17 protein-coding genes are annotated in these 23,148 nt (G+C 60.6%); 7 read left to right on the plus strand and 10 right to left on the minus strand.

What is annotated here, in order from left to right:
• Together ACRQHG_RS07925 and ACRQHG_RS07930 are read left to right on the plus strand one after the other, a co-directional pair.
• A partial coding sequence (locus ACRQHG_RS07925; protein ID WP_435719908.1) for an Ig-like domain-containing protein occupies positions 1-1,221 on the plus strand: 1,221 nt, incomplete at its 5' end.
• Positions 1,222-1,432: 211 nt separating this feature from the next.
• Positions 1,433-2,149, plus strand: coding sequence for a YczE/YyaS/YitT family protein (locus ACRQHG_RS07930; RefSeq protein ID WP_126134898.1), 717 nt, complete (start codon positions 1,433-1,435; stop codon positions 2,147-2,149).
• Positions 2,150-2,232: 83 nt separating this feature from the next.
• Here ACRQHG_RS07930 and ACRQHG_RS07935 read toward each other — a convergent pair whose 3' ends face one another.
• The 6 genes from ACRQHG_RS07935 to ACRQHG_RS07960 all read right to left on the minus strand — a co-directional run bounded on the left by ACRQHG_RS07935 (position 2,233) and on the right by ACRQHG_RS07960 (position 11,690).
• Entirely contained in the window at positions 2,233-3,282 is a 1,050-nt protein-coding gene (locus ACRQHG_RS07935; RefSeq protein ID WP_435719909.1) for a glycosyltransferase family protein, read from the minus strand.
• Positions 3,279-5,876: a sodium-translocating pyrophosphatase gene (locus ACRQHG_RS07940; RefSeq protein ID WP_435719910.1), complete on the minus strand. Its 2,598-nt coding sequence runs from the start codon at positions 5,874-5,876 to the stop codon at positions 3,279-3,281. Before ACRQHG_RS07940 ends, ACRQHG_RS07935 begins: the two co-directional genes overlap by 4 nt.
• 254 nt (positions 5,877-6,130) lie before the next feature.
• Positions 6,131-6,886: an alcohol dehydrogenase catalytic domain-containing protein gene (locus tag ACRQHG_RS07945; protein WP_164545879.1), complete on the minus strand. Its 756-nt coding sequence runs from the start codon at positions 6,884-6,886 to the stop codon at positions 6,131-6,133.
• 369 nt (positions 6,887-7,255) lie between these two features.
• Complete coding sequence (locus tag ACRQHG_RS07950) at positions 7,256-8,701, minus strand: IS3 family transposase (protein WP_435719911.1); 1,446 nt, start codon at positions 8,699-8,701, stop codon at positions 7,256-7,258.
• A 280-nt stretch (positions 8,702-8,981) separates the two neighbouring features.
• Positions 8,982-9,179: a YbdD/YjiX family protein gene (locus ACRQHG_RS07955; RefSeq protein ID WP_126135385.1), complete on the minus strand. Its 198-nt coding sequence runs from the start codon at positions 9,177-9,179 to the stop codon at positions 8,982-8,984.
• A 12-nt stretch (positions 9,180-9,191) separates the two neighbouring features.
• Complete coding sequence (locus tag ACRQHG_RS07960) at positions 9,192-11,690, minus strand: carbon starvation CstA family protein (protein ID WP_435719912.1); 2,499 nt, start codon at positions 11,688-11,690, stop codon at positions 9,192-9,194.
• Between the two features lie 542 nt (positions 11,691-12,232).
• Here ACRQHG_RS07960 and nrdD point away from each other — a divergent pair.
• The 4 genes from nrdD to tal all read left to right on the plus strand — a co-directional run bounded on the left by nrdD (position 12,233) and on the right by tal (position 16,933).
• A complete protein-coding gene (nrdD, locus tag ACRQHG_RS07965) occupies positions 12,233-14,392 on the plus strand; it encodes an anaerobic ribonucleoside-triphosphate reductase (RefSeq protein ID WP_026429199.1) in 2,160 nt (719 codons plus the stop codon).
• 162 nt (positions 14,393-14,554) lie between these two features.
• Positions 14,555-15,184 (plus strand): anaerobic ribonucleoside-triphosphate reductase activating protein, encoded by a 630-nt coding sequence (gene nrdG / locus ACRQHG_RS07970; RefSeq protein ID WP_435719913.1) that lies wholly within the window; start codon positions 14,555-14,557, stop codon positions 15,182-15,184.
• Positions 15,185-15,324: 140 nt separating this feature from the next.
• Positions 15,325-15,735, plus strand: coding sequence for an OsmC family protein (locus ACRQHG_RS07975; RefSeq protein WP_026429197.1), 411 nt, complete (start codon positions 15,325-15,327; stop codon positions 15,733-15,735).
• Positions 15,736-15,832: 97 nt separating this feature from the next.
• Entirely contained in the window at positions 15,833-16,933 is a 1,101-nt protein-coding gene (tal, locus tag ACRQHG_RS07980) for a transaldolase (RefSeq protein WP_435719914.1), read from the plus strand.
• 100 nt (positions 16,934-17,033) lie between these two features.
• Here tal and ACRQHG_RS07985 read toward each other — a convergent pair whose 3' ends face one another.
• The 4 genes from ACRQHG_RS07985 to ACRQHG_RS08000 all read right to left on the minus strand — a co-directional run bounded on the left by ACRQHG_RS07985 (position 17,034) and on the right by ACRQHG_RS08000 (position 21,897).
• The gene (locus tag ACRQHG_RS07985) at positions 17,034-18,671 is read right to left on the minus strand and encodes a glycoside hydrolase family 32 protein (RefSeq protein ID WP_435719915.1); all 1,638 of its coding nucleotides are present in this window, start codon (positions 18,669-18,671) and stop codon (positions 17,034-17,036) included.
• A 2-nt stretch (positions 18,672-18,673) separates the two neighbouring features.
• Positions 18,674-19,552: a carbohydrate ABC transporter permease gene (locus tag ACRQHG_RS07990; protein WP_435719916.1), complete on the minus strand. Its 879-nt coding sequence runs from the start codon at positions 19,550-19,552 to the stop codon at positions 18,674-18,676.
• Positions 19,549-20,532 (minus strand): carbohydrate ABC transporter permease, encoded by a 984-nt coding sequence (locus tag ACRQHG_RS07995; protein ID WP_435719917.1) that lies wholly within the window; start codon positions 20,530-20,532, stop codon positions 19,549-19,551. The genes ACRQHG_RS07990 and ACRQHG_RS07995 overlap by 4 nt, the downstream gene beginning before the upstream one ends.
• Before the next feature lie 66 nt (positions 20,533-20,598).
• A complete protein-coding gene (locus ACRQHG_RS08000) occupies positions 20,599-21,897 on the minus strand; it encodes an ABC transporter substrate-binding protein (RefSeq protein ID WP_435719918.1) in 1,299 nt (432 codons plus the stop codon).
• A gap of 232 nt (positions 21,898-22,129) precedes the next feature.
• On the opposite strand from ACRQHG_RS08000, the gene ACRQHG_RS08005 reads away from it, so the two are divergent.
• Positions 22,130-23,146 carry a LacI family DNA-binding transcriptional regulator gene (locus ACRQHG_RS08005; protein ID WP_435719919.1) on the plus strand — a complete coding sequence of 339 codons (1,017 nt, stop codon included), beginning with the start codon at positions 22,130-22,132 and terminating at the stop codon, positions 23,144-23,146.
• Positions 23,147-23,148 lie beyond the last annotated feature (2 nt).

Genomic DNA, 23,148 nt, shown 5'->3' on the forward strand with positions numbered 1-23,148 from the left:
TCGTGTGAGGCGACTGGTGGTGCTACTTGCGTGATTGGTGAGGATGGCAACGTTGTTGTCAAGGTTCCTGGTGACGCTACTCCGGGTACTGAAATCACCGTGACCGTCAAGGACGGCGACAAGACCTTCGATACTTCCAAGGTAACGGTTACCGAGCCGGACAAGCCCATCTGGAATGACGGAAGCAGTAAGCCGGGTGTCCCGGTTGATATTCCTAATACCGGCGGGCCGGTACCTGACGGCACGACGGTGGAAGTGAACGGTCCGGGTACTGCGACACTCAATCCTGATGGTTCGATCACGGTTACTCCGGATCCCGATGCGAAGGATAAGGACGAGGTCGTCGTTACTATCAAGGATCGGGATGGTAAGGAACTGGATACCGTGACCGTGACGGTGACCGATCCGGATACCGATGGTGACGGACTCACCGATGGTGAAGAGAAGAAGATCGGTACCGATCCGAAGAACCCGGATACCGATGGTGATGGCATCAATGACGGTGACGAGGTGAATGGCACCAAGAATCCGTTCAAGGATGACAAGTCTGACCCGAACGGTAAGCCTGGTAATACCGATCCGCTCAACCCTGATTCGGATGGCGATGGCGTGAATGACGGTGACGAAGTCACTGGCAAGCACAACAACGGTAAGCCGACCAACCCGAATAAGGCCGATACCGATGGTGACGGCGTGACGGATGGGGATGAGAAGAAGGATGGAACCGATCCGAACAACCCCGACACTGATGGCGATGGCCTGACGGATGGGGATGAGAAGAAGATCGGTACTGATCCGAAGAACCCGGATACCGATGGTGATGGCATCAATGACGGTGATGAGGTGAATGGCACCAAGAATCCGTTCAAGGATGACAAGTCTGACCCGAACGGTAAGCCTGGTAATACCGATCCGCTCAACCCGGATACTGACGGTGATGGTCTCACCGATGGTGACGAGGTGACCGGTGCCAAGAATGGCGGTAAGCCAACCAACCCGAATAAGGCCGATACCGATGGTGACGGTATCAACGACGGTGACGAAATCAAGAACGGCACCGACCCGTTGGATCCGAACGATCCCGGTAAGCCTGCGCCGAAGCCCAAGAAGGTCAAGAAGACTCTTCAGGTGACAGGTGCAACGAGCGTCGGTCTTGCCGGCACGGCAGCACTCCTGCTGCTCGCCGGTGGACTCGTGGTGACGCGGCGCCGCAAGGCATAAGCTGCTGAACTAATCGCATAACACAAGCGAGGGGCTGGTAGAGAATCCTCTAGAGGATGATCTACCAGCCCCTCCTTGCGGATGAAGCCGCTCGCACGAATGACGAAAGCGACCTCCGCCACGGCCCAGGAAATGCCCGCCCGCATGCACTACGCTGGTGATGCCGCGGTGTGGCACGGCGGCTTCCCTGAGATTGAAAAGGTGGCTCGTCATGTTTGAGACACTGCGCTGCGCCCGCGAATGGACGTTACGCCCGGGCAGCCTGCTGCGTCGCTCGCTGGTATGCCTCATCGGCGTGATCCTCACCGCCATCGGCATCACCGTGGCCCTCAAAGGTCACGCCGGCGTGGATCCCTTCACGGCCCTGCTCCAGGGCGTCAGCCACGTGACGGGCCTGTCCTTCTCCTGGGTGGTCCCGGCGGTCAATATCACCCTCATCGCCCTCATTTTCCCCTTCGATCACAAAGTCTTCGGGCTGGGCACCGTCCTCAACTTCACCCTGGTCGGGGTACTCGTCACCAGCTTCACCGGCATCCTCGATTCCATCTACGTTTTCACGTATTCCATCCCCGGGATGCTCGCCCACCTCGCGGTAGGGCTAGTTATTTTCGCGCTCGGGCTCTCGCTCTACATCACCCCGGATATCGGGCAGGGCGCCGCCGACTGCATCGTCCCCGTCCTCCTGCGCCGCTTCCCGGGCCACTCCTACCGCACCTTCCGCGTGGCCCAGGACTTCATCGTGGTCCTCATCGCCCTCGCACTCTTCCGCTTTGACCTCAGCAGCGGCGTGATCGGCATTGGCACCGCGATTATGGCGCTGGGAATTGGCGTCGTCGTCGATTTCTTCAACCGCACCGTCGCGTACCGCCTGGTAGGTACGACGACGCCCTACACGGCCCGCCCCGCCCCCGCTATCACCGAGGAATAAAACGCGAGGTCAAAGCGAGGCCGCAGGCGCTGGCGCCGTCGTCGTTATGTTTGCGCCTAACCCTACGCACACCGCACCGACTGCTACGAGAACCACCTCTGTACCGCGGCTGTGATTTCCCGGTCGAAGGCATCATCGGAGTGATGCGCCGCGATCCACTCGCGGAAACTCCCGCCGCAAGCCGCATCCAGATCCACCCGGCACTGCGCGGTGCGGGTAAGAACCCTGGTGAGCATGGCCGCGGCGGCCGCGGTATCGCCATCCGGATAGAAGAAGGGATAGTGCTCGGGCAGCAGGGCGCGGGCCCAGGGTACGTCCGGGAATACCCCGAGCGCCCCGGCGCCCAGCGCCTCCACGTAGGACAGCCCGTAGGATTCCTCCGCGGCCGTGGCCAGGAACGCCGTGGTATGCGCGAGAGCCTCGTAATACGAAGTGCGGGTATCGGTGAGCGGCCCCACGTGCATCCACGGCAGGCGCGAATACGTCATGGCTTTCTCGGAAACCAGATGCGCTTCGTGCAGGCGCATCTCCACCGTGAGGGGAATAAGCTCACGCACCCGGGTCAGCACATCCATAAAGAACTCGGGGCGTTTGCGCGGGGAAAGGTAGATCGCGGGGTAGAGCACCACCGGGACGTCCGGCTCGTGCCGCTCCTGCACGTGATCGAGGCGGAAACCGAGATTCACCCACCCCAGTTTCAGGCGCCCGGCCAGCGGCGGCACCGTCCACTTATTGACCATCTCGCGGATCTCCCCGGCGGTGCGCTCCGAATTCGCGAACGTGGGGAAGAGCGCGCAGGAAAGCGCCACCGGGGCGAGTTCCTCGGCGCTTTCCAGGGTCGACACCGGCAGCCACACAAAATTCATGAGGCGCGGGGTAGCGTGGCCGGCCTTGCGCAGGCGCGCCCACAGCGCCGGAGTGTCATGCACATCCATGGTGATAACAACCGTATCCGGGGCAAGATCTTGCGCGGATGCTGCCGCCGGGTTAAGAACCGCGGTGCCCGGGTTAAGAACCGCGGCGCCCGGGAAAATACGCAAGAGACGCCGCAGCAGGGTGGCGCCGGCATCCTGGCCGACTATATTTCCTTCCGGGCTGAGCTGCGCGCCGGACCAGTGCACGGCGATATTCATGCCAGGACTCCCTTCTCGGGTTCAGAGGTAGGTTCAGAGGTGAATCCGGATCCGGGTTCGGATTCTGATGCGGATTCTGACGCAGGTGCGGGCTCGTCCAGCAGCGGATCCTCCGTGGAGGCCTGGATTCGCATGCTGTAGAAGGAACGGTAAATAAAGACGAGCGCGAGGGCCCCGAAGCACACCGCCAGGCCGGTGACCACCGCGGTGAGATTCTGGGCATTGAGGCTCACGGCCAGCTCCACGGCGAGCAGGCCGAAGAGGGTGGTGAATTTAATAATCGGGTTGAGGGCCACCGAGGAGGTATCCTTGAACGGATCGCCCACGGTATCGCCCACGATGGTGGCATCGTGGAGCGCGGTGCCCTTCGCGTGCAAATCCACCTCCACGATCTTCTTCGCGTTATCCCAGGCCCCGCCCGCATTCGCCATATAAATCGCCTGGTAGAGGCCGAAAATAGCGATGGAAATGAGGTAGCCGATGAAGAAGTACGGCTCGATAAAGGCGAAGGACAGCGTGGCGAAGAAAACCGCCAGGAAAATCGTGAGCATTCCCTGCTGCGCGTACTGGGTACAAATTTCGACGACGCGCCGCGAGTCATCATGGGAAGCCCGCTCCGCATTCTTATCCAGGTGGATGGAATCCTTGATGAACTCCACCGCCCGGTAGGCCCCTGTGGTCACCGCCTGCATCGACGCCCCGGAGAACCAGAAGATCACCGCGCCCCCGCTGATAATCCCCAGCAGGAACGGGGCGTGCATGAGCGACAGCATCTCGATTCCGGCTGTCAGCCCGCCGGTCAGCCCGATAATAATGGAGAAAATCATCGTGGTGGCACCCACCACCGCGGTGCCGATGAGCACCGGCTTGGCGGTTGCTTTGAAGGTATTGCCGGCGCCGTCGTTCTCCTCCAACATGAGCTTGGCGCGATCCCACTGCGGCGCGAAACCGAAACCGGAGCGAATATCGGCGTCGATATCAGGAAGAGCCTCAATGCGGGAGAGCTCGTAAACCGACTGGGCGTTATCGGTCACCGGCCCGTAGGAATCCACCGCGATCGTCACCGGCCCCATGCCCAGGAAACCGAAAGCCACCAGCCCGAAAGCGAAAACCGCCGGCGCTAGCATGAACTCGCCCAGGGTGGCATCCGCGATCACAAACGCCCCGGCCATGAGCCCCACAATGGTGATACCCAGCCAGAAAGCGGAGAAATTCCCGGCCACCACGCCGGAGAGAATATTGAGGGAAGCCCCGCCCTGGCGCGAACTTTTCACCACTTCACGCACGTGCCGCGAGGTCGTGGAGGTGAAGACCTTGACCAGCTCCGGGATGAGCGCCCCCGCGAGAGTCCCGCAGGTGACGATCGTGGCGAGCGCGAGCCACAGTGCGCCGTCGTGCCCACCCAAAACGAGCCAGGAGATCTCGTACACGCAAGCAATGCAGAAAATCGAGGTGAGCCATACAAGTGAACTCAGAGGTTTTTCGAAATTGAGGGTGGTGGCCTGCGCGTAGCGGGTCGCGGCCAGGCGCGCATTGAGCCCGTAGGCTAGAGCCGAGGCAATAATCATCGCCACCCGCACCGTGAACACCCACACCAGCAGGGTGGCTTGCAGCGCCGGATCATGAACGGCCAGCACAATAAAGGTCACCAGCGCCACCCCGGTCACACCGTACGTTTCGAAGCCGTCCGCGGAGGGGCCCACCGAATCCCCGGCATTATCACCCACGCAATCGGCGATAACACCCGGGTTCCGCGGGTCGTCCTCATCAATTTTGAACACGATTTTCATGAGGTCGGAGCCAATATCGGCAATCTTCGTGAAAATACCACCGGCGATGCGCAGGGCCGACGCCCCCAGGGATTCCCCGATGGCGAAGCCAATAAAGCACGCCCCGGCCACATCCGCGGGCAGGAACAGCAAAATGACGAGCATCATCAGCAGTTCCAGGGAAATGAGCACCATCCCGATGGACATCCCCGAACGCAGCGGCACCTGGTGCAGCGGCAGCGGCCGCCCGCGCAGCGAAGCGAAAGCCGTGCGCGCATTAGCCAGGGTGTTCACGCGAATCCCGAACCACGCCACCGCGTAGGACCCGCCCATACCCAGCAGCGAGAACGCCACCACAATCGCGAGCTTGCCCCACGTGAAGCCCACGAGGAACTTGTAGTAGACCACGATCACCGCGGTGATGAAGGCCCAGAGCACCAGCAGGAATCGCCCCTGCTTGACCAGGTAGGCTTTGCAGGTTTCGTAAATCAGGTCCGCGACCTCGGCCATGGCCCGATGCACCGGAAGCTTACGCAGATTCATATACGTGATGAGCCCGAAGCACAGCCCCAGCACGCATACCCCCACCCCGATGAGGAGGAGCAGCCGGCCGGAAACCCCGCCCACCGCGCTCACGCCCGACAGATCAGGCAGTACGATATTTGCTTCACCTCCGTGCACAGTTGCCCCACCGGCGGGCGCGCTCGCGGATGCGGCGCACGAACCTAGGGCAACGGGAGCCAGCGCGAGCGCCCCGAGCAGGGGGAGCAGCCGGCGTGGACGCGAGGTGTTCTTGTGTGTGGATACAGAAAAACAACGTCCCATAATTACCTCGACATAAAATGATGAGGCTCCTTTGCCTCTCTTTCATCCTAGGTCGGCCGGGCGATCAGTAATAGGGACCAGGTACGACGACGCCGCACAAGTGTGCGCCACTTTCGCCGCGAGAGGCCGGTCGTCGCCGCGTCTAGGCCCGAGGTCCCACGGTGGGTGGGTCTTTCGGGGTGGGTCTTTCGGGGTGCGGCCTTTCGGGGCGCGGCCTTTCGGGGCGTCCGGACAGGCACTCTGAGCCGGGCGGGCTAGATCGCGCTTTCTGAACCGGCGAGGCACGACGTGTTTTCAGAGCTGTACTTCATTTGTCGTACGTTCGAAGTACACCTCAGGAAAAGCACCTCGCCCCGCCGCTGCGGAGACCCGGCTCGGCGGGCGCGAGAGGCGGATTGCGGAAGCGGATTGCGGATGTGGATTGCGGATGTGGATTGCCTGGCGGTGGGGTGAGGCATATCGGTATGCCGGTGTCGCGGGTGGGTGTGGTTGGCGTAGTGGTACTGGAGAACATCGGTCCTGACAGAGTGGTACTGCACGACAGAAAATCGGGTATTGGTTGTAGCTCCAATACCACTTTGTTTGTGATCGCCGCGGGTGCCCTCTCGGAGACCGGAAAATGCATCCTCTCGGCCGGAGGTCTTGTAGAAAGAAACGCTATGGCGGTGGGTGCCACAGAAAGCAACCCCATGACGGTGGGTGCCACAGAAAGCAACCCCAGTGCATGATTTGGAAAACTTAATGTATTTGCTGTTGCATTTTGTGCGGAGCGGGAAGTGGGACACCGCGGGCACGCCGAAGACTCGGTCACCGGGGCGGATATTGGTGACGGCTTCGCCCACTTCGCGCACCACGCCAACGTATTCGTGCCCGATAATGAAATCGGTATCCACTCCCATGTGGCCAGCAACAATATGGGTATCCGAGCCGCATACCGTGGTTGCGGTGATGTCGATGAGTGCATCGGTGGGGGCTTCCAGACTGAGATCCGGGATTTCCACCAGTTTCACGTGGCCAATGTCAGTGAATTAAATACCGCGCATAAAGTCCTCCTTTGGATCGCGCAATTTGTGGTGTGGCGTTCACTCTAACAGTGTTTGCCGGTGCCGGGTAGCGGGGGCTGGGCGTGCCGGGCTGGCTATGGTGGGCCGCAAAATGTACATTTCGGACCGCGAATCTCGTGAAGTGTACGTCCCTGACATAAATTCGGGCTACATATGTCACTGGCGTACATTTTGCGGGCGGGGCACGGCCGTGGGTTGGCTGCCGGTGGGCTTGGGCTACCGGCATGCCGGTGTTGAGGCCGCGCTGGTCTCAAAGTGCAAATCCTGGACTTCGAGGGGCGCAAAGTGTAAGCCAGGAACGGGGCTGCGGACTGTTTATTGGACATTATTGCTTAAAACCGTTTGACGGTGCTCCGTGATAGTTAAACCATCGAACTTCAAGGTAATACGCTTCTGGTTATAAAAGAGCATATACTCGTCTATCGCCTCGCATAACTCATCAGTTGTAGCCCACTTCTTCCCGTAATAAATCTCGGTTTTCATCCGCCCGAAAAACCCTTCACAAGCCGAGTTATCCGGACTACACCCCTTCTTCGACATCGACCGCGTCAAACCGTAACGCTGTGTAATCCCTATCCAGGAACCCGCCCGATAGTGAACTCCCCGATCCGAATGAATCACGAGCCGGTGCTCAGGCTGGCCGGCTTGCAACTCGTTTAGACGCTGGTGCGGGAGAGTAGCCAGGGCGTTTTCAAGGGAGGAATCAACCAACACTGAGGTTGGGTGTAAACCCCTCGCATAGGCCACGACTTTCCCGTCATAACAATCAATAATCGGGGAAAGATAAACCTTGCCGTTAGCTGCGTGGAACTCGCTAATATCGGTGAGCCATAACCGTCCTGGCGCATCAGCGTGGAAGTCACGTTTGACCAGGTTTTCCGGCGCGGGGCTGATCTCCCCTCCGTAACTGGAATACTTCCGGCGTGCTTTAGCATACCTGACCGGGATTTCCTCTTCCCTCATCAAACGCCGCACAACTTTCTCCGAGACCACATACCCAAGCTTTCTGAGTCCGAAATGGATACGCCGATACCCATACGTATACAAGCCCTCGCGCGCGATCTGGGCGATCAACCCACGCAAGCGAGCATGCTTGTCAGGCCCATCTAAGTGTTGAGCGGTGTAGTAGTAAGAACTAGCCGCCAGCTTGAGTTCCTTGAGGACCATGGTTAGGGGCGTGGTAGAGCGTAGCTGGTTAGCTACCCGTGTTTTCTCTACCGCTTCACTATGCTCGCTTTTGCGGGCTTTTCCTTTTTTTGCTAGCTCGAGCTGGGCTTTTAAAACACGCTCACGCACGATGAGTTCGGCTGCTAGAGCACGTAATTCTTGCGGGTCTTGGGGTAGCTGGGCTTCCAACTGGTGGCGGGTTTTCGCTTTTATCTGGTCGCGTTCTTTCTCATTCACGGGGCTTTTCCGGCCTTTCAGCTTGAACTTTGTACACCAAGCATAAATGTTGGCCGGCGTAGCGATCCCTAGATCCTGGCCGATGGTATTGACGTTTTCCCCGTTCAGGTAACGCCGGCAAGCTTCTTTCTGAGTCATGAGAGACACGCGTTGGCGTGGTTGGTGCCCATCGTTGGTTTTCCACGCCGGGTCTTTCGCGTTTTTCTTGGCCCACCGCCATAACGTTGCCTGGTCAGGATAACCCAGTTCTAGGACTGTTTGCCTTAGAGAGCCAAGCTTTTCCAGGATGGCGAGAGCTCTTTGCTTGTCTTTGGCGGAGTACCTGATCCCGTTTGCAACTCCCGGTTTCTTATTCATTGAACGATCTCCTTAAAAATCTCTAGGAAACCGTCCGCACCCCCAACAGAAAATCGGGGAAAACGGTGCGTGGATTTGCACTTTGCTGGTGGGTTAACAAGGGGACACAAAGGAAGGGGACAAAGCACCGCTCCCCGAACGGCGGACCGAAGTCCGAGGTTCGGGGAGCGGTGTTATTGGCCAGTTTCCTGCCCGGCGCCTCATGCCAGCTCAGCGTCCGGCGCCTCATGCCAGCCCAGCGCCCGGTGGCGACCGCTAGCCAGCGCCCAACGCCCAGCGCTTAGCAGCAGCCGGTGGAGACATTCTCCTCGTCGAAGGCTGCACGCTGGCGCCAGAACTCGCGCTTGGCGAGCGGCGGATGATCGGGGTGTTCACGGGCATGCCGGGCTACGTATTTGTCGTAGGCCGATTCGCCGGTGAAGTCCCGCCACAGGCTGCGAGCATGTGCCGCGAAGGCGCGAAGCTGGGTGATAAACATGGACCTGATCTCCTAGTGCTGGGCGGACTCGGAAGAATCCGCGTCGCTGGCAGAGCCCGCCTTGGCTGCGGGCGCCGTCGTACCAGAACCAGCGCCAGAACCATCGCCAGAACCAGCACCCGCACCGTGCGGTGCCGCGCCCTTACGGTGATCGAAACCGGGAATCAACGCCGGGTCGCCCACGGCGGCGTATTCCGCCACCACCTTCTTCTCCAACTTGGTCGGGAAGAGCTGGGTAGGCGCGTAGAAGTTGGATTCCTGGTAAGGATCTTCGGAATTCACGTACTTCTTCGCGGTGATAACCCGGATGATCTTGATAATCGCGCAGACCAGCACGAAGGCCACCGTGGCCAGGAAGATGACGGAGAGCCAGCCCTGGATGAAGGTGTTGCGCACAATCGCGGACTGGATACCGATGGCCTCGGTATCGCCGGCGGCCTGCGCCTTTGCGAGCGCTACCTTAGCGTTGGTGTTCTGGGTGAAGTACCCGATGGCGGCATCGGAGGAGAAAATCTTTTGCCAGGACGCCGCGAAGGTGACCACCAGGTCGAAGGCCGCGGCAATGCCCGGGATCCAGGCCCACTTCGCCCAGCCCTTATTGACCACTACCACGGTGCACAAAATAAGCGCCATCGCGGCAATGAGCTGGTTAGCCACCCCGAAGAGCGGATAGAGGGTTTGGATACCGCCGCGCGGGTCGGTCACGCCCATGAGCAGCAGCGAGCCCCAGGCCGCCACCACGATGGCCGTGGTAATCCACGCGCCCACCCGCCAGGAGGGATCCTTGAACTTGGGCAGCACATTGCCCAGCGCGTCGCCCAGCTGGAAGCGGGCCACGCGGGTCACGGCGTCCACGGCGGAGAGAATGAACAGCGCCTCGAACATAATCGCGAAGTGGTACCAGAAGCCCATCATGGCCTGGCCGCCACCTACCTGGTGCAGAATATGGGCGATGGCCACCGCGAGGGTGGGCGCACCACCGGTACGCGAGGTGACGGAGGTTTCCCCAACGTCCTCGGCGACCTTATCGAAAGCCTCCGCGCCCACGTAGGTCTTTTCATTGCCGTTCTCATCCCAGGATTCCCAGCGGGCTTCCACCGAATTACCGTGGGTATCGGTAACCGCGAGGTTTTGAACCGCGGCCGCTGAGAGCTCGGAGCGGTTATCGGTCATCTGCACGATGGCCGTGCCCGCCAGCTTATCGGTGGTGTGCTCGGAGGTATTCATACCGAAGTAGATACCCATATTGAGGGAGGAGGCCGCCGCCAGCGCCATGATCGCCACGAAGGATTCCATGAGCATGCCGCCGTAGCCGATCATGCGGACCTGGGATTCCTTCTGGATCATCTTCGGGGAGGTACCCGAGGACACCGTTGCGTGCATCCCGGAGAGCGCCCCGCAGGCGATGGTAATAAAGAGGAAGGGGAAGAGTTCCCCGGCGAATACCGGGCCGTCCGTATTTGAAGCGAATTCGGTGACGGCCGGCATTTCCACCAGCGGGCGCACGATGAGGATGCCCAGCGCCAGCACCACGATGGTGCCGACCTTCATGAAGGTGGACAGGTAGTCACGCGGGGTGAGGAGCAGCCAGACCGGCAGCACGGCCGCGAAGAAACCGTACACAATCATGCACCACACGAGGGTGGTGGGGGACAGGTGCAGGAACGCCTGGCCGAAATCGGATTCCGCCACGTAGCGGCCCCCGATAATCGCACCGAGCAGCGCAATGAACCCAACGATGGACACCATTGTGATATTGCCGGGCTGCACGAAACGCAGCCACAGGCCCATGCACAGCGCGATGGGGATGGTCATACCGACGGCGAAAACGCCCCAGGGCGAATCGGCCAGCGCGTTCACGCAGATCATGGCGAGCACGGCCAGCACGATCATGAGCATAACGAGGATCATGACCGCGGCCACGGCCCCGCCGATCTTCCCGATTTCATCCACGGCCATCTGGCCGAGGCTGCGCCCGCCGCGACGCATGGAGAAGAAGAGGACGAGCATGTCCTGGACGGCACCGGCCACGCACACCCCGAAGATAATCCACAGGGTGCCGGGCAGGTAGCCCATCTGGGCGGCCAGCACCGGGCCCACCAGCGGGCCGGCGCCGGCGATAGCGGCGAAGTGATGCCCGTAGAGCACCACGCGGTTTGTCGGGTCGAAATCGCGTCCGTTATTGATGCGTTCGGCCGGCGTCGCGTTGGAATCGTCGGGCTTCATAATGGTTTTTTGAATAAAGAGCGCGTAGAAGCGGTAGGCGATCATGTAGGTGCAGACCGACGTCACCACGAACCACGCGGTATTGACTTGTTCACCGCGATAGAAGGCGAGCATGTACCAGCCCGCAACGCCGAGGGCTGTTACGAGGACCCACACCGCGATGCGCGGCAGCGTCCACTTCGTATGCGGTTTTGTTCCGACCGGAACACCGTGGCGGTTCCGGATAATATATTTTTCCTCTTCTTCGCTATAGCTCGGAAGAGCAGTGTCAGCTGGTGCACTCATAGCTGAAACTCCATTTGTATGGGCCGGCGCGGTCCGCGTGGACGGCAGCGCTGGCATCTCGAGCGGATCCTCGGTTGAGTACCCGGGTGGCGTACGCCACCACATCCGATAATAAACGCGTGCAACAGTATTGGGTTAACTTACGTTCGCGTTAGCACGCTATTTGTGGGCTATACCACTAAAATGGTGGCTCGCGGTGATGAAGTACGACGACGCCGCCAGCTGGCTGCGGGCCGGCCTGGGGTGGAAATGGCGGTTTGGAGCCGGTTTTGCACCTATCGCAAGATGTAGGGGTGGTGGGCGGGTGGTGCCCCTATAGGTAGTGGTAAGCTCGCCCGGTGGACGCGAAACGCGGCGCCGAAAAAATGTGTTGCACATCATAAATTTGGCGGGCGCGGGGCGAGAGTGGCGCGCCGTCGCCCTTTACAGGGCCGGGCGCGGCGGGCGCGGGGAGAAAAACGCATCCGTGTGGCGCACGAAGCACACCGGTGTCATTCTGGCCGACTACTATATGTAGTGTTCGATTTTTACGGAGGCACAAGATGTTGATTGATACCTCAACGACCACGGGGGTAGTCGTCACCAAGCGTGACGGTCGGTCGGTTAGCTTTGACGCCGGTAAGATCTACCGCGCAATCGCGCTGGCAATGAACAGCCAGGGCATCGACGATTACGCATTCGTTGAGGAAGCCACCCGCACGGTGATCGATCATCTTGATGCTGCCAAGCTTGACGTTCCCACCATCCAAACGGAAGTGGAGAACGTGCTTATGGCTTCCCGCTATCCGCAGGTGGCACGCGCCTATATTGAGTACCGCCACGATCGCGATACCGCGCGCGAACAGGCCATGGATATTTCGCGCTCCCTGGATAAGCTCATGCAGCGCGATAAGACGGTGGTCAATGAGAACGCCAATAAGGACTCCACTGTTTTTAACACCCAGCGCGATCTGACCGCGGGTGCGGTGGCCAAGGCGTACGCCCTCAAGTACCTGCTGCCCCCGGCGGTGGCCAATGCGCATATTAAGGGCGATATCCACTTCCACGATCTGGATTACAACCCCTTCCAGCCCATGACCAATTGCTGCCTCATCGATATTGAAGGCATGCTCCGTGATGGCTTCCAGATCGGTAACGCCCGGGTGGAATCCCCGCGTTCCATTAACACCGCTACCGCGCAGATCGCTCAGATCATCGCGAATGTGGCCTCCAGCCAGTACGGTGGCTGCTCGGTGGATCGCTGCGATGAAGTGCTCGCCCCCTACGCGGAACTCAATTACGCCAAGCACCTCAAGGATGCCGAGCGTTGGGTTGCCGAAGATAAGCGCGATGAGTACTGCTGGGAAAAGACGAAGAAGGACATCTACGATGCCATGCAGTCCCTGGAGTATGAGATCAACACTCTCTACTCCTCGAACGGGCAGACTCCTTTCGTCACCCTCGGTTTCGGCCTGGGCACCAACCGTTTCGAGCGGGAAATCCAGAAGGCGATCCTGACCATTCGTATTAAGGGCATCGGGGCCGATGGTCACACCGCGATCTTCCCGAAGCTCGTTTTCGGGCTGCGCCGCGGCGTGAACCTCAACCCCGAGGATCCCAACTACGACGTTAAGCAGCTGGCCCTGGAATGCTCCACGAAGCGCATGTACCCGGATGTCCTCTCCTATGACCGGCTCACCGAGCTGGAAGGTGATTACAAGGCTCCCATGGGCTGCCGTTCCTTCCTGCCCAAGTGGGTGGATCCGGAAACCGGTGAGGCCGTGAACGCCGGGCGTAATAACCTGGGTGTGGTCACCCTCAACGTGCCGCGTATCGCACTGCAGGCGCGCGGGGATAAGCAGCGTTTCTGGAAGATCTTCGATGAGCGCATGCAGGTGGTCAAGGAAGCTCTGGTCTACCGCGCCCAGCGCTGCGAGGATGCCACCCCGGAAAACGCCCCCATTCTCTACCGTTACGGTGCCCTGGGTATCCGCGCGGAAGAAGGCGATGAGGACGTCACGAAGTTCTTCCACAACCAGCGTTCCACGCTTTCCATTGGCTACATTGGCCTGTACGAAGCGGCTACCGCGTTCTACGGCCCGAATTGGGAGCATAACGCGGAAGCGAAGGAATTCACCCTGGATATCGTGCGCCGCCTGAGCCAGTACGCCGACCAGTGGAAGAAGGAGTACCCCTACTGGTTCTCTGTGTACTCCACCCCGGCCGAATCCCTCACCAACCGTTTCTGCTCCATGGATCGTGAGCGTTTCGGTGCGGTTCCGGATATCACCGCGAAGGATTACTACACGAATTCCTTCCACTACGATGTGCGTAAGAAGATCACTCCCTTTGAGAAGATCGACTTCGAAGCTCCCTACGCGGAGTACACCAAGGGTGGGTTCATCCACTACTGCGAGTACCCCAAGCTGACCCACAACACCGCGGCTCTGGAAGCGGTCTGGGATTACGCTTACGATAAGGTGGCCTACCTGGGCACCAATACTCCTATTGATAAGTGCTACGAGTGCGGCTTCAACGGGGAATTCGATCCCACGGCGGAAGGTTTCAAGTGCCCGAATTGCGGCAATGATGATCCCGACCGTTGCGATGTTGTCAAGCGCACCTGCGGGTACCTCGGTAACCCGGTCAAGCGCCCCATGGTGCACGGCCGGCACGAGGAAATCATTTCCCGCGTCAAGCACATGGACGGTCCCTGCGCTTAAGCGCGGTGGGTGTTCGGTGCCGCGCGGCCTGAGCACCCTAGCGCCCAGCGCCCGGTGTGCCTAGCTTGTCGCGGGCGCACTCTCGCAAGGCTCCCCGCACTCGGCGAATGTGCCGGGCGCGGGGAGTATTGCGACTCAGGGACCGTGAGAAGGTAAGGAAGAATGCGAGAATTGCGCCTGCTCTCCACACCTCCGGAAGCTCCGGGGGTGCACCAACCCAAGCGCCCCGGCGCCTGGGATGGGCGGCGCTTATCGCGCAGCTATGTTGCTGATTACAAGCCCTTCGTCATGGTGGATGGGGAAGGGGTGCGCTGCGCCATCTACGTATCCGGGTGCCCCTTCAAATGCCCGGGCTGCTATAACGTGGCGGCCCAGAGTTTCCGCTATGGCACCCCCTATACAGAAGAACTAGAAGAACGTATCCTCGAGGATTGCGCGAAAAGCTACGTGGCCGGGGTGTCTTTCGTGGGCGGCGAGCCCTTCCTCAATACCCCGGTGCTGCTGCCCCTGGCCCGGCGTTTCCGGGAGCGCTTCGGGGCGAGCAAAACGATTTGGAGCTGGAGCGGATACACCTTCGAGCAGCTCCTGGAAGAAACCGAAGATAAACGTGAGCTTCTCTCTCACGTGGATGTGCTGGTAGACGGGCCCTTTATCCAATCCCAGTTCATTCGCGATCTCACTTTCCGCGGCTCCAAGAACCAGCGCATTATCGACGTGCCCCAAACATTTGCCGCCATGGAAGCCGGGTGCGAAGCCCCGGTGCGGCTCTGGAAAAACGGAGAGTACGACTAGCCCTGTGGCGGGTGCTGCTGAGAGCGTGCTGTGCAGAGCATGCCGCGACAGCGGCGGCGTCGTCGTTTTTCCGCTAGTGGAAAGCGCGCTCACCACGGGGCCGCGCTTTCCCGTAAAGTGAAAGAAACAAGGAGGTAGCTATGGCTCAGCTCTCTGCCCGGCGTATCGGGCATCTTCATTTCACCGCCGTTAATGATCGCGGTGCCAGCGTGGAAATCGGGAAAGGTCCCGAACAATTCACTCCCGGGGAACTCATGCAGCTGGCGGTGGCCGGTTGCCAGGCTCTCAGCGCGGATTCTCGTTTCGAGCAGCTCCTCGGGGAGGACTATAGCGCCACCTTCACGGTGAGCGCGGATGCGGACCGGGCAAATAACCGCTACACCGCTTTCCACACTGCTCTGGAGGTGGAATTCGCCGATATGCCTGAAGAACAGCGCGGTGCCCTGCTCCGGCGCGTGAACCTGGCCATTGAGCGATCCTGCACGGTGGGCCGCACCCTTGACCATCCCGCCCCGCATGACCTGGAGATCCGCAGCGCCGCGGATAACTAAGCCCCGAACGGCGCAATTAGGATGCCGCCGGGCACCGTGAGAACGATGCCAGGCATCATGAGAACGCCGCCGGGCTCCACCAAGAAAGGACACGAATATGAGTACCGCTAGCCTGAGCGCCGCCGGAGTGAGTATCTGGCTGGACGATCTATCCCGGGAGCGTATTGCTTCCGGGAACCTCGCATCTCTTATCGAGACGCATACCGTGCGCGGAGTGACCACGAATCCCACGATTTTCGCCGCGGCCCTGCGCAATGGGGAAAGCTATACCGAGCAGGTGGCCGCCACCGCCGCGGCCGGCAAGGACGGCGACGAAGCGATCTTCGACATCATTATTAAGGACGTCCAGGACGCCTGCGATATTTTCCGCCCCATTTTTGAAGAATCCGGTGGGGAAGACGGGCGGGTGTCCATCGAGGTCTCCCCGGAACTTGCGCATGACACCTCGGCCACCGTGGCCCAGGCCCGCCAGCTGTGGGACCGGGTGGACCGCCCGAATGCCATGATAAAAATCCCGGCCACCAAAGAAGGGCTGCCGGCTATTACCGAGGTGATCGGGCACGGGATCTCCGTGAACGTTACACTCATTTTCTCCCTGGCTCGCTACGGCGAAGTGGTCGATGCTTACCTGGCTGGCCTAGAAAAGGCCCAGCGCTCCGGGCATGCGCTCAGCGATATTCACTCGGTGGCCTCCCTGTTCGTATCTCGGGTGGATACCGAAGTGGATGCCCGCCTGGAGAAGATCGGCACCGAGGAAGCCCTGGCGCTGCGCGGCAAGGCCGGGGTGGCGAACGCCCGCCTCGTCTACGAAATCTTCGAGAAGAAATTCGCCTCCGAACGTTTCGCTAAGCTCGCGGCGGATCACGCGCATGCCCAGCGCCCGCTGTGGGCTTCCACCGGGGTGAAGAACCCGAACTATCCCGATACTCTCTACGTCACCGAGCTGGTGGCGCCGGCTACCGTCAACACCATGCCGGAGAAAACCCTGGAGGCCACCGCGGACCACGCGGATATCACCGGGGATACCGTGCGGGATAACTACGGCCAAGCACACCGGGTCTTCGAAGAGCTGGCCGCGGTGGGTGTGGATATGGGCGATGTGGCCGCCCAGCTTGAGAGCGAAGGCGTGGAGAAGTTTATCGTCTCCTGGAAGGAACTGAGCGAAACCGTTAGCGCCGCGCTCGCGGCTGCCCGGTAGAGCTGGTTGCCTGGTAGGGCCGGCTGCCCGCGCTTAGTTCGCCGCGTGGTGGTCAGTGCGTGGTGCCAGTGCGGAACCGCCTGGCACCACGCACAAGCGCTTAGTTCGCCGAGCTTTCAGCTTCGGCTTCGACTGCTAGTGCCGCCTCCGCCTGGGGGAAGGCATCCGTCATCTCCCATACCGAGGCCGCGACCGTGATATCACCCTCCTCAGCCAGGAGGGTGACATCACGTTTACCCTCCACAAAGGCCAGCGAGGAGAGCACCCGCTCGCCGTTCCCGGCGATCACTTCCACCGAGCCGGCATCCACGAGCACCCGGAAACTTAGCTCAGCGAGCGGAGCTGAGTCCGCAATCTCGCCGGCGCGCTCGCCCCAGAGTCGGTAGGCCGGAGCCCAGGGCGCGGCCCGGTAGCCCAGGTTGCCCACCGCCGCGCCGCGATCCACCCCGATGGTGCCGCTATTGCGATCCACGATGATGCTCACCGAGCTGGTATCCGAACCGATGCGCAGGCGCAGCCGTTCACATTCACCCGCAAGCAGAGTCACGGAAATATCCGCCGCGGTTATATCGCGGGCAAGGAGGGTAGGCGCGCTGGCCGAAAGGGCGGCGTCGTCGTTCCATAAACAGCGGCCACGCAAGCGCGCGAGGGTGGACGCGGGCCGCAAACACAGTTCACCGGATTCGAGGTGGACGCTCATCGGTACCGTGAGTTGGCCGGACCAGCCGTCGGCGGCGGAGGCCGGGGCGCGCCCGAAGCTGCCCATCCAGCCGACAAGCGTGCGCTGGCCGTTGATGAGGCAGGTCTGCGGCGCGTAAAAACTGTGACCCCAATTGAGGGTGCGGTACGGCGCGCCGGGTTCAAAACTCTCCCCGAGGCGCCAGCTGCCTAGCAGGTAACCCGCGCTATTGACGTTGCAATGCGCGAAACCTTCCGGGCGGATGCCCATGGGCGAGAAAATCAGCACCCAGGTGTCGCCGAGCGGGAAGAAATCGGGGCATTCGAGCATGAAAACCCGCGGGTCCGGGTGGCGGTAAAGCACGCGGTCGAAGGTCCAACGGGCCAGGTCGGGGGAGGTGTACATCCACACTTCGCCGCGGCGGTCGCGGCTTTGCACGCCCACGACCATGCGGTACGTATCGCCGTGGCGCCAGACTTTCGGGTCGCGGAAATCGCGCACGCCTTCCGGGGTAGGTACGACGACGCCCTTCTTCTCAAAGGTCACTCCGTCGCGTGAGATCGCCCGGCACTGCGACTGCCCGCAGCTGGCGGGTGGTGCTGCGGCGGTGGAATCGGTATCGCCGGTGGGTAGTTCGCCGGTAACAGGCGGTTCGCCGGCGGGCGGCTCCGCAACATTGCGGTTCCCGGTGTAGAACACCTCGAGGTGCCCGCAGGGGGCCTGGAGCGCGGAGCCGGAAAAGACGCCGTCGCGGTCGGCTTCCAGGGAAGGAGCCAGGGCGAGGGGGCGGCGCTCCCAGGTGGCGCCGTCGCGCGAAACCACGTGCCCCCAGTGCATGGGCCCCCACTCGGTGGAATAGGGGTGGTGCTGGAAGAACACGTGGAGTTCCTCGCCGGTGTCGACCAGGCCGTTCGGGTCGTTGATCCAGCCTGCCGGTGCCGCGATATGGAAACGCGGGTACCAGCGCGGGTTCACGGCGGCGGCAAGCTGAGCATTCGCGGTGCGAGCCCGGGCTAGCGCCGCATCGTGGTCGGCGGTGAACTCAAAGGAAAGCGACATGGTTATCCCTTAATACCGGAAGCGGCAATAGAGTTGACGAATTGTTTCTGGAAAGCCAGGAACAGCATGATGACAGGAACGGTGATCAGCGTGGAGAACGCCATGATCTGGCCCCAGGATACGTTGAGCTGCTGGAAATAGTCGATCCCGATCATCGCCGGGCGCAACTCCTCCGAGCGCACCGTCATGAGTGGCCACAGGTAGGAATTCCATGCCGGCAGGAAGGTCAGAATTGCGACGGTTGCAGTAGCCGGGCCGGAAAGCGGCATGACGATAGAACGGTAGATCTTGAACCAGCTTGCCCCGTCCACGCGTGCCGCTTCGTCCAGCTCGCGCGGAATGGAATCGAAGTACTGGTAGAAGAGGTAAATCGAGAGTGCATTGGCAATAAAGGGCACAATCTGGACCTGGTAGGTATCCAGCCAGCTCTGCGAGAAGCCGTTCGCATCCAACCACGGGAGCTTATTAACCCACCACAGCAGCGGCAGCGCCAGAGTTTCAAAGGGAACAATGAGGGTGGCGATCACCAGCGTCAGCGAAATCTTGCGGCCCCGGAATTGTAGACGGGAGAGCGCGAAGGCCGCCATGGAATTGACGATGAGTCCGAAAACCACGATGCACACCGAGATAATGACGGAGTTGAGGAGGAAGCGCCAGAAAGGTACCCGGTTGAAGACTCCGGAGTAATTATCGAAGCTGAGGTCGCCCACCGGGAGGAAAGCCTCCAGGCCGCCCATATCCCCGAAAATTTGGGTATCCGGTTTGAAACTGGAGACCACCATGAAGAGGAGCGGCAGGCCGAAAATGGCGGCCAGCCCAATACGCAGCGCCCAGATTCCAATGGTGCGGGGGATACTGCGAGATGACGTCGCGGTGCTCATGCGCGGGCCTCCTTATCGCGAGTGAGATAGCGTTGCACCAGGTTGACGGCGAGAACCAGGACGAAGAAGACCAGGGAAATCGCCGCGGCGTAGCCGGTTTGCTGCTGGTCGTATCCGGTGCGCACCGCCTGGTAGACCACCGTTGAGGTGGAATCGAGGGGCCCGCCCTTCGTCATAATATTGATCTGGGTGAACAGTGAGAACGCCGCGATGGTGATCGTAATGAGAATAAAGGTGCGGGTTTGGCGCAGGCCCGGCCAGGTCACGTGTTTGAATTGCTGCCATGGTGACGCCCCGTCCAGAGCCGCCGCTTCGTAAAGCTCGCCCGGGATCGTTTGCAGGCCGGAAAGCCAAATAATCATATGCATCCCGGCAGCCTGCCAGGCAGACATCACGATAATGGCGAAGAGGGCCCAACTGGGATCACCCAACCAATCCGGCCCAGAAATACCAATTTTGGCCAGCAGTGCGTTGAGCAGGCCATCGGGCTGGTACATGAAGAGCCACAGCATGGAGACCACCACCATGGAGGTGACCATGGGCAGGAAGAAAACGGTGCGGAAGAAATTCAAGCCCGGGAACTTCTTGTTTACGAGCAGCGCCATAATAAGCGCCAGCCCCGACTGCCCGGGCACAATAACGAGGGCGAAAATCAGGGTATTACGCAGGGACGCCCAAAAGACCTCGGTTCCAAAGAGCCGCTCGAAATTTTCCAGGCCGATGAATTGCATCGGGCGCGGGGAGATGAGGCGCGCGTCGGTGAACGCGAGAACGAAGGTCAGGACGATGGGAACCACAAGGAAAAGCAGCATGAGGATTCCCGCGGGGGCCAGCATTCCCCACCCGGCCCGTGCTTGCGCGGAGGTTTCGCGCCGGTATTTTCGCGACGGCGCAGCAGCTGGCTTGGCACGCTGAGAAAATGCTGGTGCCGACCGGAGCGCGTGCATACTCTCCGCGGTGGCCTGGGGTGCAGAAGTCATATCACTGGCCTTTCGGCAGGGCGCGTGAGCTACCACCGGCAGCTCACGCGCCTCGCGCATCAGGTGTTACTTGAAGAAGCCGTTGGCTTTTTGGTTGGCGTCAATATTCGCCACGGTTTGGTCGAGGATCTTCTTGGGATCCCCACCGTTGAGAATGTCCTGGGTTGCCTTGGTGAATTCGGTAGCGATGAAGGGGTAGCCGGCAGTTTCGGGGCGCAGCACCGCGTACTTCTTGGAGAATTCCCGGAAGATGGAGTACTTCCCGCCCTCGGCGAAGGCCGGAACTTCCGCGGTGGCGGCATCGGTTGCCGGGATATTACGGGTAGCTACCGAAACCGAAGCCACGTACTTATCCTGAGCGGCGAACTTCATGTAATCCAGCGCTCCCTCGGGGGCCGGGCACGACGGCGACATACCCCACTGCCAGGAGCCGCCGCCAATCTTCGGGCCCTTGCCAAAATCGGGCGGCGGGAGGAAGACGACGTCGTCGCCAAAAGCCTCTTCGGTGGGCTGTGCCGCCCACGAACCCATCCACAAGAAAGCCGATTTTCCGTTAATGAAGTCCTGGGTGGGATCCGAACCCGCATTGGCCGGCGTGTAGCCCTCGGTGACCAGGGAACGCATCCACTTCGCCCATTCCAGGGCTTCCGGGCCGTTGAGGGCGCCTTCCGCGCTTTCGAACTTCGAGCGGTCGATAAGATCCCCGCCGAAGCTTTGCAAGTAGGGGGAGTAGGCGTAGGGATACCATTCGCCCTGGTCAGCGGTGTTGATATCGAAAGGTACCGCGTATTTCCCGGAGGCCTTCACCTTGGCGAGTGCATCGGTGAATTCATCACGCGTCCAGGGCTGGTCCACGGTGGGGGTGCGGATACCGAATTCGTCGAGGATGGACTTGCGGGTAATGATGGAGAGGGCCACGTCGTAGTAGCCGTAGGAGTAGATCTTGTCATCGTAGCGGCCCACCGTGGTGGGGAGGAATTTATTGAGGGTGTCATCCATGCCGTCGAGCGGGGCGAGGTAGCCGGCCCACGCCCAGTTAGGAACATTGGGGCCGTCAATATCCATAATGCACGGCAGGCTATTGGAAGAAGCGGCCGCCACCACGGATTGGTTGTAGGAAGCCTGCGGGAAAGCCTGCATGGTGACCTGGTACTTATCGGATTGTGCGTTGTAATCGGCAACGATTTGCTCGATAGCGGCGAGCTCCTCTTCGTTGCCGGCATTATGAGTCCACATGGTGACTTCTTGTTTCCCGTCCGCAACATTGCCTTGGGACGAGGTACCGCCCTTACTGCAGGCGCTCAGCGTGAAAGCGAGTGCAGCGGCGGATGTTAGTGCGGTGAGTTTCCGGAATCTTTTACTCATCACCCCTCCTTGGGTTTGTTTGGCGCCCCGCCCGGGAAGCGGGAACGTGCTAAGAACCATCACGCGGCACCTTTGCACCGTGATAAATGCATTTAGCACTTGCCAGAAACTATAGGACCGGCGGTGAGTATGCGCAATGCGGGAGCGTAGGTGAGCTTGGTCACCTTGGTGATCGGATACCCTTAGCTCAGGCTGTGGCCCACAGGTGGGAAGAATGGCGCGAGGAGGTTGAATGAAGCGAGCGACGATCGCTCAGGTGGCACAACGAGCGGGTGTTTCACCCACCGCGGTGAGCTTGGTACTCAATGATCGCCCCGCGCGTCTCTCCCAAGAAGTACGGGATCGGGTGATTGAGGCAGCGGCTGCTCTCAATTACCGCCCTAACCCGGCCGCGCGTTCTCTGCGGACCAATACCACCGGGATTTACGGGGTGATCAGCCGGGACGTTACCGTCACGCGCTACGCCTCGGCCATGCTGCGCGGCATCCTCGATGCCGCTGACCAAGCGGAGAAAATCGTGTTCCTCGCGGAAGTGGGGGATAGCGCGAGCCGCGCGGAGAACTCGGTACGCGAGATGCTCAATCGCAATGTTGATGGGCTTATTTTCGCGGAAATGGGCGCGAAGATGATCACCGTTCCGGAGATCGTGCGTGGACTGCCGGTGGTGGTGTGCAATGCGGTGCCGGATCGGGAAGGAAGTTTCCCGGCGGTGCTCCCGGCCGAATACGCGGCCGGGCGACGCATGGCCAATGTGCTTATCGAGGCGGGACATCGCAACATCGCGATTATCGGCATGGATGACGAATTGCGCGAGCCGCGCATCTCCGCCACTATCGGTCATCGTTTTGACGGAATTCTGGATGCTTTTGAGGAAGCGGACCTCAAGCCGGTGAAGATTTTCCCGGGTACGCTGTGGGACCCGGATCTCGGTTACGAGGCGATGGGTGAGCTGCTGGATAACGGCCCGGAGTGCACCGCGATTCTTGCTCTCAACGACCGTATTTCTTTGGGTGCGATTCAACAGTGTTTGGGGCGCGGCATGCATCTGCCCGATGATCTCTCGATTGCTTCGTTCGACGACGACGAAATCGCGCTCTACGTTCACCCGGCCCTCACTACCATCGCAATTCCCTACTGGGAGATCGGGCAAACTGCCACCCGGCTCCTGGGTGAAGAAGGCGCGGGGGACCGCGATATTCATTTGGTGGATATGCCGCTACGCATGCGCGAATCGGTGCGCCGGCTCTAGGT

The organism is Actinotignum vesiculae, assembly GCF_051267215.1.
GTDB lineage: Bacteria > Actinomycetota > Actinomycetes > Actinomycetales > Actinomycetaceae > Actinotignum > Actinotignum schaalii.